10 protein-coding genes are annotated in these 11,531 nt (G+C 42.3%); 6 read left to right on the top strand and 4 right to left on the bottom strand.

Annotation, left to right across the window (positions count from 1 at the left end):
* The 4 genes from Q0668_RS00130 to Q0668_RS00115 all read left to right on the top strand — a co-directional run.
* On the top strand, nt 1-1,247 hold a 1,247-nt coding region (locus Q0668_RS00130), incomplete at its 5' end, for a hypothetical protein (protein WP_298858716.1).
* Nucleotides 1,244-2,368: a DegT/DnrJ/EryC1/StrS family aminotransferase gene (locus tag Q0668_RS00125; RefSeq protein WP_298858714.1), complete on the top strand. Its 1,125-nt coding sequence runs from the start codon at nt 1,244-1,246 to the stop codon at nt 2,366-2,368. The genes Q0668_RS00130 and Q0668_RS00125, both read left to right, overlap by 4 nt.
* A gap of 1 nt (nt 2,369) precedes the next feature.
* Nucleotides 2,370-3,323, top strand: a complete 954-nt coding sequence (locus tag Q0668_RS00120; RefSeq protein ID WP_298858712.1) for a glycosyltransferase family 2 protein — start codon at nt 2,370-2,372, stop codon at nt 3,321-3,323.
* Complete coding sequence (locus Q0668_RS00115; protein ID WP_298858710.1) at nt 3,323-4,243, top strand: hypothetical protein; 921 nt, start codon at nt 3,323-3,325, stop codon at nt 4,241-4,243. Before Q0668_RS00120 ends, Q0668_RS00115 begins: the two co-directional genes overlap by 1 nt.
* A 93-nt stretch (nt 4,244-4,336) precedes the next feature.
* Here Q0668_RS00115 and Q0668_RS00110 read toward each other — a convergent pair whose 3' ends face one another.
* The 4 genes from Q0668_RS00110 to Q0668_RS00095 all read right to left on the bottom strand — a co-directional run bounded on the left by Q0668_RS00110 (nt 4,337) and on the right by Q0668_RS00095 (nt 9,460).
* Nucleotides 4,337-5,308, bottom strand: a complete 972-nt coding sequence (locus Q0668_RS00110) for a glycosyltransferase family 2 protein (RefSeq protein ID WP_298858708.1) — start codon at nt 5,306-5,308, stop codon at nt 4,337-4,339.
* Nucleotides 5,292-7,475 (bottom strand): glycosyltransferase, encoded by a 2,184-nt coding sequence (locus tag Q0668_RS00105; protein ID WP_298858706.1) that lies wholly within the window; start codon nt 7,473-7,475, stop codon nt 5,292-5,294. Before Q0668_RS00105 ends, Q0668_RS00110 begins: the two co-directional genes overlap by 17 nt.
* 19 nt (nt 7,476-7,494) lie before the next feature.
* Nucleotides 7,495-8,442, bottom strand: a complete 948-nt coding sequence (locus tag Q0668_RS00100; protein ID WP_298858704.1) for a class I SAM-dependent methyltransferase — start codon at nt 8,440-8,442, stop codon at nt 7,495-7,497.
* A 190-nt stretch (nt 8,443-8,632) separates the two neighbouring features.
* Nucleotides 8,633-9,460: a WxcM-like domain-containing protein gene (locus tag Q0668_RS00095; protein ID WP_298858702.1), complete on the bottom strand. Its 828-nt coding sequence runs from the start codon at nt 9,458-9,460 to the stop codon at nt 8,633-8,635.
* A gap of 327 nt (nt 9,461-9,787) precedes the next feature.
* On the opposite strand from Q0668_RS00095, the gene Q0668_RS00090 reads away from it, so the two are divergent.
* On the top strand, nt 9,788-10,162 hold the full coding sequence (locus Q0668_RS00090; protein ID WP_298858700.1) for an RNA 2'-phosphotransferase: 375 nt from the start codon (nt 9,788-9,790) through the stop codon (nt 10,160-10,162).
* Between the two features lie 147 nt (nt 10,163-10,309).
* On the top strand, nt 10,310-10,786 hold the full coding sequence (locus Q0668_RS00085) for a hypothetical protein (protein WP_298858698.1): 477 nt from the start codon (nt 10,310-10,312) through the stop codon (nt 10,784-10,786).
* Nucleotides 10,787-11,531 lie beyond the last annotated feature (745 nt).

The following is an 11,531-nucleotide window of genomic DNA, read 5'->3' as shown; positions in this document are numbered from 1 at the left end:
TGAAGAATCACTATCTGGGAAAAGATGATATTTATGACCAAAATGTTACGTCTCTCTTTATACTGTTCTTGATTACTTTCTTCTCAGTGATCGTTCAAATTTTGAAAGTAAAAAAGCCACCGTCAACCAGGTTTTTCGCACTCATAATCGTACTTATTATTTTGGTAAGTCCATTTTCACTAAACATTATTAGTGCAGGGGTCATGCCAACCAGAGCGCTGCTGGCTGTGCCTTTAGTATTAAGCGGCCTGGTTTTTCTATCACTCGCAACTAGTTCGGATCTTCTGAGACTTGTGATCATTCTGGCTGTCTGTTCAACAACTTTTCAATTCGTAACAATTAATAATCGGTTTGCTTTTGCAGATTATGTTTCGTGGCAGGCAGATCGTGCACTGAGCCTGCGGATCTTGAATCGGCTGGATGCACTCCATGTCGAGCATGAAGATCAAGGTGATGCGAAACGCGTTTATGCTTTAGTGGGAAATATTTCTCGTTCCAAGTATCCTTTAATTGTTGAAAGACAAACAATTGGTGCCTCTTTTTATAATTGGGATCAGGGCAACGTACACAGAATATTATCTTTAATGCGTTCGATGGGCATTGATGAATATCAGCCTGCAACTCTGGAAGAACAAAGATCAATTATGCAGTTCGCAGATACCATGCCGATCTGGCCACAAGCCGGGTCTGTTGCGCTCAAAAGTGGAATAACAATTGTCAAACTCGGGAATTACACAAATTCACAACTCGTTCCGCTTTGCAGTGAAGGGCCACACTGTGCACTCTGCAGGATTCTGTATAATCCTGGTAAGGGGGGAATTAGAATACTGGATGAAACCACAGAGAATGATGAAAGTCAGCTTGTCTTTCAATTAAGTGATAGCTTGAAAGAAACACAATTCCTCAACGCAACAAATACTTCTGAGAATGGTCAGGTTATTGTGGATGCGCAATCCTCGCCCGCGCAAATTATTTTACCACAAGTTAAGTCCGTGAATAACAACATTGTTCATATGAGGTATGAGATTGAAGCTCCTCAAGAAACAACAATGTATATTTTTTATCGATATCCCGGCGATGAAGATTATATAGGTGAAAATCAGATACAAATCAGAATCAACAAAGGAGTGAATAAATTGTTATTTTCAATTCCTGGAAAACTCCTGCAAGAGCCTTTAAGAATTGACCCCGGGGGCGTAACCGGGAATTATCGGATTATTAAACTAGAGATGTACAAGCAAAAATGAAAATTCTCTTTAATCAGCCGAAGAGAGAAAACGATGAGCTTTCTCTCGAAATTGATGCTGCGATCAAAAAAGTAATCGAAAGTGGCATTTATATTATGGGAGAAAATGTTACTGCCTTCGAGCAGGAATTTTCTCAATTCTGTAACACGAATTATTGTTGTGCCGTCGGCAATGGAACGGATGCACTGGAAATCGCGCTCCGTGCCCTGGACGTTGGCCACAACGACGAAGTCATTACAGTAGCGAATGCAGGAGGTTATTCCACAACTGCCTGTAATCTGGTGGGGGCCAGTCCTGTATATATTGACGTGGACGAAAATCGACTCTTAATGAACGTGGATTTCGTATCTTCTGCGGTGTCCTCCAAGACAAAGTGTGTGATTGCCACGCATCTCTATGGACAAGTTGTTGATATCAAAAAACTAAGAGCACTATTAGATGCTGCCGGTCATGTTGATGTTAAAATTCTCGAAGATTGCGCTCAAGCACATGGAGCAACTTCTCGAGGGGGCTTGGTTGGTTCTCTTGGCGATATTGCTACCTTCAGTTTTTATCCCACCAAGAACTTAGGTGCGCTAGGTGATGGAGGAGCAATTACGACATCGAATGAGCAATTCGCTGAGCGTTGCAAGAGTATACGCCAGTATGGCTGGACTTCAAAATACTGCAGTACTGTTTCCGATGGTCGAAACAGTCGTCTTGATGAAATTCATGCTGCCATTCTTCGAGCCAAATTGAAGCAACTTGCTGCTAATAACGAGAAACGACGTTCTATCTGCGCACATCTATATGAATCATGTCGGGGTATAGTTGAGGTCGTCACGACTCCTTGTGTCGAACATGTCAGTCATCTATTTGTGGCTCGGCACAAAAATCGTGAGCAAATCTGTAATACACTCAACGATAATGGTATTGCGGTAGACATTCATTATCCAGTTTTAGACATAGATCAAAAGTCGATGAATGGAAAGTCATATCGTTCACTTAATCTGGATCAATCAATTCTTGCGACGAAGGAAATCTTTTCTTTACCTTGCTATACTGGGATCACCAGCGCAGAACTGGATTACATCAGGCAGATATTTGAGACGAAAATCTCAGTGATTGCAAAGGAGCAATGAATTGGCTACTCCTACTTGCTCTCTCATTATTCCCGTATATAAAAACGAGGCGAATCTTCCCGATCTATTGGCTGCGTTGACCTCACTTCAAGAGAAAACGCCGTATCATCTGGAAGTGGTATTTGTCATTGATGGCAGTCCAGATCGTTGTTACGAAATACTCTTAAGCGAACTTCCCAATTATTCGTTTTCTTCTCAATTAATTTTATTATCACGTAATTTTGGATCATTTTCAGCTATACGCGCTGGCTTACAAGCCGCGGTCGGCGAGTATTATGCTGTCATGGCAGCGGACCTTCAGGAGCCGCCGGAACTGGTTATAAAGATGTGGTCTGAATTGGAGAAGAACGAAACTGATGTTGTCATTGCTGTTCGAGAAGCGCGCAACGATCCCTTTTTAACAAGATTGCCATCTAGCATCTTTTGGGGCTTATATCGAAATTTTGTGGTGCCGGAAGTTCCTCCAGGTGGCGTTGATATTTTCGGGTGCAATCAACAATTTAGAGATCAACTCTTACAACTTGAAGAGAGGCACAGTTCCTTGATTGCTCAGATGTTTTGGGTCGGCTTTCGTCGAAAGTTTATCAGTTATGAACGTCGGGAAAGACTACATGGAAAGTCAGCCTGGACTATGGGAAAGAAAATCAATTACTTAATGGATAGCACATTTGCTTTTACCGATCTGCCAATTCGGCTCCTCATCCAGGTGGGGGGGATTACATCTGGATTATCTGCATTGTTTGGTTTGCTGGTGGTTATTTTTCGGATGATGAATTGGATTGAAGTACCCGGTTATACGGCTACCATTATCGCGATTGTTTTCTTTGGTGCATTCAATATATTTTCTCTGGGGATTGTTGGCTCTTATGCCTGGCGCACATATGAAAATACAAAGTCCAGACCTTTGCATATCGTAATGCACCAACATGAATTCAATCATTCCAGGAGAGACTAATGAATCTGAAACTCACGTCATTACAGCAGCGTGCGTTTTATTACTCTCCTTTAAGTTTTTTGCGTGGTAATGAATCGGAAATATCCAATTCTGTTTTAGAAGGCTTTACCTGTTCAACAACAAGTGATTATTTACATTGTTTTGGTGACAGCGTCCGACTTTGGTATAAAAAACTCGAATGGGATAGTAACTATTTTGATTGTCCCACTTTCAGGTTAGATTTTGTTGACTGGGATGATCATCTTGAGAAACCCGAGTCGCAAATTGCTGGATTGCTGACGAACTTGTTAGCAGAGCTGACAAAGCAGCACCAGAGAATATATCTGTTTGCAGAAGTTCCATCTGAAGATACAGTTGTTTTACAGGCTCTTGGCATAGCCCGACTACGGTTAATCGAAACAAGAGTAACGTATTTTCATGATCAATTAAAAATGAAAGATAGTGTGAATAAATATCCGGTTAGAGCAGCTACAACCGCAGATATTCCAAATCTAAGACAGGTGGCGATGCAAGCCCGTAATGATTACGATCGTTTTCACGCAGATCCATTTTTCTCAACTGAAACTGCTGATCATTTTTTAGCCGAATATGTAGAACAATGCGTTAAAGGGCTCACTGATATTGTACTTGTTCCGGTAGTCGATGATGCACCACCTGACGCGTTTGTTTGCGGTTCTGTAGGCATTGATCCGTTGGGGAAATACCCTGTGGGAAGATTGGTATTAGTTGCGGTCAACGAATCGCGTCGAGGCTGGTATCGGTCGTTGAACAGCGCATTGATGCATTGGATGTGCGAGCAGGGAATGTCCTGTCTCGTTAATACAACTCAATCCACCAACCGGGCCGTGATTCATGTCTGCGAAACATTGGGGTATAAGTATGGCCGTTCAACTCACTTGTTTGCCACTAATCAAAATTGAAATTAGAGATCATGTTGGCTTATCTGTCAGGATATGCAAGGCGAACGATTAAGAGACCGGTGATTCAGAGTGATTGGGTTATGTGGATGAAAGCTAAATGGACCTGTTGGGCTTGCCGCTTGTGAGAACATATTTTCTTGCAGGAATCACTTCTTTAAACCATCTCAGTCCGCGTCGAGTAGAGAAGTAACACGCAAGTAAACCAAAACGGAGCCAGACACCTAGAGCGACAAGCCACATTAAAAATCCGGGATATTGATGATGAAAAAACTTCCGATAAAAACGCATCATCCCTTTATGTTTGTACCATTCTACCAACGCACGTCGAGAACGACTGCAGGCACCCTGGAAATGTGATATTTTGGCATCGGGGACGAACATCACCTTCCAGCCTTTCATACGAAAGCTCATACACCAATCCAAATCTTCGCAATGAAGAAAATATTTTTCATCCAGTCCACCAACATCTTCATAGGCGGTTCGCGAGACCATCATACAGGCACCGGAGATAGCCTCCACTTCAATAGGATGATCGGGTAACGGTTGTAGATGTAGATTGAAATCAGAAAACAGTCGAGGGTAACGATGAGAGAGGAAAGAAAGATGAAATACACGTACTAACGAACGCCAGGGTGTGGGAACAGCTCGTCGACCACCCACTTGCTCCGAACCATCAGTATTAAGTAACAACCCTCCTGCCATGCCGATCTTGGAATCATTAGATAGACAGGTTATCAATTTTGATATGGCATCTTCATGGACTTTACAATCGGGGTTTAAATAGAAGAGATAGTCACCGGTCGCTTGTCGGGCTCCTATATTACAGGCTACTGCAAAGCCAAAGTTTTCCTGGTTTCGTATAATGCGGAGTTTGGATTCATTGGCATAAGAAGAGTTCAACAGTGAAAGACTGTCATCACTAGAAGCATTGTCAACAATCACGATTTTGAGTTCTACATTGACTCTTAAAAGTGATTCTATGCACAGGAGCAGCTTGTCACCTGAGTTGTAGTTGACAATGATCACTCCAACGTGTGGCTGTTGATGATTAACTGGTAAGTTCATGGATTGGCTTCTGTGATAACCACTTTTTGAGTTTTCGCTGGAATTGAATTGGGATCATTTGGCTGAGGACACGACCTGCAGTGGTGTCGCGAAAATGGAACATTTTGACTAATAATTTTTCAGGGCTGGTTAGATCTTTATCTAACTCTTTGGGAGCTGAAAATGCTTCGAGCCATTCATCATTTATATAGAATGTATTGGGTTTTCTAGCAGAAATAGCATCTGGTAAGTAATATTTTGCGTAGAAGCAATGCTCTAAATGATCGTCGATTTTGCTGATGGATCTGTCATGTATTTGAGAGATCCCCTCGGCTTTCAGCTTGGAAAATAAATCAATCATGAACTCGGGTGAAGAGTTCCAGGGATAAATCTGGGCCCAAGGTCTTCCTGCAACCCGCTCAGGAAAAGCACCAATGTCAGGGACAACGACTGGGGTTCCTGCAAATAGCGATTCGCTCAAAGTATAACTATAGGTTTCTGGCCATAAGGCAGGTAACCAGATCAGGTCAGGTTTTATTATAGTTAACTTTTTGTCTAAAGTGTCAGGCTGATATGGTCCATGATTTGTGATACTGTGATGTAAAGGACGATAGGCATAGCCTAGTAAGTGAAACTGAATGGGGAGATTGTTTTCTTGTGCAATCTTTGCAGTTTGTTCAAGCAGGTTTGCTCCTTTTACCTGGCTAATAGCTCCCAATGTCAGAATGTTTAACGTCTTTTTGTCTAGTTCCCATCCGACTGGTGCAGGATAGTTCGATAATTCAGAATCGGGGTGGTAGGCGACAGTGAAGTCATATTCTGGGTAATAGTCTTGAAATATTTCTGCTGCACTCAGGGAAGGTAGAATAATGCGATGACACTTATTCAGGAAATCTCTTACGCCGCTTCGCCAAACCTCTGGCCCTCCATCGCAGGGTAAGGGGTAAACTTCAGTGCATAACTCGTCACGTGTCTCAATCTCGGAGCAAAAATAACCTTTTTTATTGGTCAGGGTAGGATTGCCATTGATGAGGTAAAAATCATGAATGGTATAGTCCATCAAAATATCTAAACTCTGGCCCAGTTTCCAAAGGGTCGGATCTAATCCCATAGTATGATGAATATGGATTTTTGATAGCCCAATTGCACTTAGCAGGTTAACAAGGTCTTCGTATTGTTCTGGAATTTCAAAATTTAAAAGATCATCGAGTTCTCCCAGAGACAAAACATAAGTCTGATTTTTTTTGCATTTGAGCACTAAAAAATTTGCTTGATTTTGATAGACCTGCATTAACTCCTGGATATGGGTCTCGACTCCTCCCCCTAAGTTATGGCTGATTAGTAATATATTGGGAAGTGTTGATTGTTGAAGCATATCCAGGTAGGCGCGCATTCGAAATATTTTAGCAGGATCTGTTTTGATATGCGCTTCAATTAATTGATGGTAACCGGGATGTAATTCTTCAAGTGTGACCATGGCCTTATCAACCAGGGCCTGTTTTTTTGATGAAAAGCTCACACTACCGACATGCGCTATATAGGTGTCCAGACAGAAAATGTTATCCCAGCCCTTTTCTGCTGCCCTTATACAGAAATCATTTTCTTCCCCGTACCCTTTTCCAAATGCCTCCTCATTAAAGAAGCCGGTTTCCTTCAAGCATTCTCGTGTGATGAGCATACAGAAACCAACCCCAGTTGGAATTTTAACACTGCATCCATAGTTCGCGGAAGCAAAAACGTCATCAAGTTGCGAAACACTCATTTGGGGAAGTGGGTTTTCCTTGCAGAAATTAGGAAAACTGCAGATCGTTGCATTATTTGAAACGGGGGTGATTGTACCAGCTTTAGGGTTGGAGTAGGCGCAATCGACCATTCGATCAATCCAGTTATTGGCAACGATAGTATCACTATTCAATAAGATAACATCACTGTTTGTATTAGCACTCATCCCCTTATTAACTGTGGCGACAAACCCCAGATTTGTTTCATTTTCGATTAGTTGGAAATCATGAAACGTTGCAAAATCTCGTAGCCAGTGAGTCAACTCCTGGTTTGGGCTTTTGTCATTAATGACAATCACGTTACAACGAATGTCGTTCTGTTTCAGCGACTCACTTAATGAGATCAGACAATTTTTGGTATCACTAAAACCATCATAAACGGGAACGATGACATCTATGAAATCCATTTGTAACGAGCCTTTTTAACTAGCTAGAAAACTGAGATATTAATTCTGTAATCTGGTCTTTCTGCTCTCTCACAACCTGTTGAGAACCAGTAAACTGAGTTCCGATTTGCTCAATCTGAGCATCAAGATCAGCCAATCGTTTGTCTCTTCTTTGAATAATCATCTGTGCAAATGCGAGTTCTTTAAGTTGCTGATCTCGTTCTTCCTTGAATGCTTTAAGTTGCTGATCTCGTTCTTCGCTGAATGCTTTAAGTTGTCCGTCTTTTTGTTCGAGCAGGCTTTGGTAGTACTGAATTTGGCTTTTAAAAGAATGGCTTAAAATCGAATTTCCATAAAATTCAAATTGATTTACCCAACGCTCAAACGTTGGTTGATCCAGAGAGCAAATAGCGCCAATCCAATCAGGTATCTCTTTACCAACGGCCAGAACACCAAGACCATAAGAATGCGAAAAACCAAAGCCAGGGTATTGTTCCAATAGTTCATCCCAAAACTGCCAAACCCCAAAGTTGCTGTATTTTACAACCGTGTCATGGAATAAAACCACGCCACAATTTGATAGCTTGGGTAACCATGATTCAAAATCATGTTTTACTGCCTCGTAAGTGTGTAAGCCATCAATATGCAGTAAATCAATACTCCCATTTGCAAATGTGGGAAGTGCTTCATCAAACTTCATTTTCTGTAGCGATGAAAAAGACTGATATCTTTCATCATGATACGTTGCCAGAGTTTGATAGATATCTTCACCATATAGTTCATCGTTCTCACCTGCATGCTCATCACCCTGCCATGTATCTACTGAAATACATTTCGTATTTGTCTGGTAGTGTTTAACCGCCTGGCAAAAAGCTAAATAGGAATCCCCTTTGTGTGTTCCTAATTCAACAAAACGTTTTGGTTTCAAATTCTTGATTAATTCAAACGCAAAGGGAATATGACCATGCCAGGAATCAATATCACTCAAAAATTCAGGTTCCAGGATATTTGCTATCATTGGGTTTTTACTTTGCTTAATTACTCATATGTTTGGAACAGTAGTTAGGGTTTGAAAATCAGACTACTTGTTTTGTTAAATCCATTGAATACTTCGGTTAATGGAATCTATTTCTATATTCCAGAAATTAAAATCATTTTTTACATTGTTGCATCGAAGATTATGCGGCGCGCTTCACTAAGTCTAAAAACTTTGAATAGTCTCGAATATAATCTTCTGAATCGTAAAACTCAGATGCAAAAACCAGCAAGACAGCATCCGTTGAATAGTTGTACTGAATTCCCCAGGTCAGAGGGGGCAGGTAAACCCCCATCTGTTGACGATCAAGTAATATTTCATCACGTAACATGCCGTCGTCTACGACAACACTAACGCTCCCTTTGACGGCAATCAGAAACTGTCCACATTGTAAGTGTGCATGTTCTCCCCGTGTTTCTGCAGTAGGAACATCAAATACCAGAAAGTACCGCTTGGGGACAAAGGGAATTTCCCTTTCGAATTCGCCTACGGAAAGACTGCCTCGTAAATCGGGAACCATATTGAAATGATGTAAAGTGACTCCTTTAACGCGGGTCTGACGAAAACCCAGCGGAATGGAATCAACGTCATGAATATTAGTTGTCTGGTTTTGAGTATCGTATGTTTCGACATAGCCAATAATCTTGGCCGGGTTTCCCTCTACAATGGCCAGGGGAGGGACTGAACGCGTCACAACGGAACCAGGATTGACTTGTGCGCGAACCCCAACGGTGACACCAGGCAATATAGTCGCATTCGCGCCGATTTTTGCATTTTCTTCTATGACCGCAGCTTGATTTCCGTTTTCATCTCGCCCAAGAAGAACAGCATTGGGGCCAATTGTTGCCGTTTCGTCTATTTTAACTTCCGGCCCGAGATAAACTCCTGGGACCTCTTTGTGTAAACGTGTGACTACTAAAGGGCTGTTATCAGCGTATAATACTTGTAATTCTTCAGTAGTATTAACCATTTTGTACTCCTTCACAGCTTCACTTAGATTCTTGGCTAAGAGGAACCGTTACAGCATTTTACTAGGTATTCGTCGATTGGCTATAGGGGGATGTAAGTCATAGGGTGTATCATATTAGGGACTTACGTCTTTTAAGGTGATTCGATACTTCTAGTGCTCACTTTCTGTTCTGACAGAAAACTAAGCGCGACGAAGCACAAGCCGGGGGATTAATATCAAATTATTCTTGATGGTGCAATTCTAATTATCTCCTTAATTAACCTGTAATTACGACCTGAGGGGAATTTCCATGTGACTCTTTGGGATGTCGTACCAGGAATTGGAAAGGTGGTACAGACCAACGACAAACAGCGGTTTTCCTTTAATGAAGAGCGAACACATATTCGCGCGAATCAGGGGCATTCCATCGAGATCGATTTAGGGTATGCCTCCGCGATCCCGCCTGAAACTCTGTTTCATGGAACGACACAACAATTTGTTGAAATCATCTCACGTGAAGGTCTCCGGAAAATGCAGAGGCACCATGTGCATCTGCACGTCGATGAAGAGATCGGCCTCACCGTCGGAAAACGAAGAGGAAAACCGGTCTTACTCAAAATCCGAGCGATCGAAATGCATCAGGCCGGCTACGAATTTTTCGTGACGCCCAATCAGGTCTGGCTCACAGACAACGTGCCTGTCGAATATATTGATTTTCCCTGAATACTATTCCCGATAAATTGATCCGAATCTGTGATCTTCACGTTTTCTCATTCAAAGAATCATTCTTGTATAGCGTAAATTTTTCATTTGCTAAAAATAATGAATGATAATTAACTAGAGGAAGTACAATCGGCGGGAGCGTAGAACATGAATAGCTTATCTACCTATTACCATACGCAACGGGCACCAATTTCTCTCATACTTTATGCGGTTGCCGGTATGCTTTTCTGTCTGGGCTGGTTCACAAGAGATCAACCACCTCAGCCGTTCCTGAATCTCATCTTCACAAGCGTTGGCCTGATCATTTCAGTGATTGCAGCATCCTTTCATTACTTAACGGTGGCGGATGAAATCGACCGACTGCGCATTCGCTTTGGGCCACTGCCTCTCTTTCATAGAACGATTTTGTACGAAAACATTCTCAGTGTTGAAGTGGATCGGACGACGATAATAGAGGGCTGGGGCATCCATCTCAGCCCGCGCGGCGGCTGGGTCTGGAATCTCTGGGGCCGTGACTGCATCGTACTCAATCTAAAAAAAGGGACCTTAAGAGTCGGCAGTGATGATGTAGAGAACCTGGCAGCTTTTGTGAAAAGTCGGATATCTCTTAATGAAGATGAGTAGCATATATTCAGTCAACGATTCTGGTGAAAATCCCCGAGTTCGATTTCTCGAACCCGGGGTAGATCACAAAATTTCGGCGATCAGAGCAGGTTGACCACGCGGTCCGCCAGACCCTGCTCACCTAGAACAATATTCAGCTTGTTCTGAGATGCGATCTTTTCCAGGACTTCCAGTTCACGCATCCGCATCAGAACCGGGTTATCCTGCAGTAACTTGGCCGAGTTGACCTGGCTACGGATAGCCGCCGTTTCTTGGTGGCAGAAGGACGAAAAAATGGAGAAAAATCACCGCATGCTAGACATGAGGGGATGGGCCATCTTAACAATGGGCAGCGAATTGGGCCTGTGACGGTTTCAGGATCAACCCAAACGGGAAATATCGGTACAATCAATTGATGTCATTCCTAAAGATCAAAAACGTTCTATATGATAGCCAATACCAGGCTCTAAAGTGTTGATTCCAAAGCCAAAGCAGAGAAAGATCATGTTATCATCTGCTACAGGGGAAGCAGAGAGTATAGGATCTTGACAGACTTATTCAGTCTGAGAATATCCCGTGAGCTCTGTGGTATGCAATTAGTCAGTCGTGATATAACATTATCAAGGATGCATAAGAGAGTAATGATGTGCGGACGAATCTTTCATGAGCGTCCGAACGACGACGCCGAAGCAATGAGCGTTCGCAAACTTAAGATGTAGTAGCCACTACTTTTCCTGACAGTAGTATCCCAACTTCACACGTTTGT

The sequence above is a fragment of the uncultured Gimesia sp. genome, assembly GCF_937910335.1.
Taxonomy (GTDB): Bacteria; Planctomycetota; Planctomycetia; order Planctomycetales; family Planctomycetaceae; genus Gimesia.
This window is presented reverse-complemented; position numbering and strand designations above follow the sequence as displayed.

Bases quoted from the DNA above. Each gene is read 5' to 3' on its own strand.
- Q0668_RS00125 (WP_298858714.1), top strand. From the start codon at position 1,244: ATGAAAATTCTCTTTAATCAGCCGAAGAGAGAAAACGATGAGCTTTCT.
- Q0668_RS00115 (WP_298858710.1), top strand. From the start codon at position 3,323: ATGAATCTGAAACTCACGTCATTACAGCAGCGTGCGTTTTATTACTCT.
- Q0668_RS00110 (WP_298858708.1), bottom strand. From the start codon at position 5,308: ATGAACTTACCAGTTAATCATCAACAGCCACACGTTGGAGTGATCATT.
- Q0668_RS00105 (WP_298858706.1), bottom strand. From the start codon at position 7,475: ATGGATTTCATAGATGTCATCGTTCCCGTTTATGATGGTTTTAGTGAT.
- Q0668_RS00095 (WP_298858702.1), bottom strand. From the start codon at position 9,460: ATGGTTAATACTACTGAAGAATTACAAGTATTATACGCTGATAACAGC.
- Q0668_RS00085 (WP_298858698.1), top strand. From the start codon at position 10,310: ATGAATAGCTTATCTACCTATTACCATACGCAACGGGCACCAATTTCT.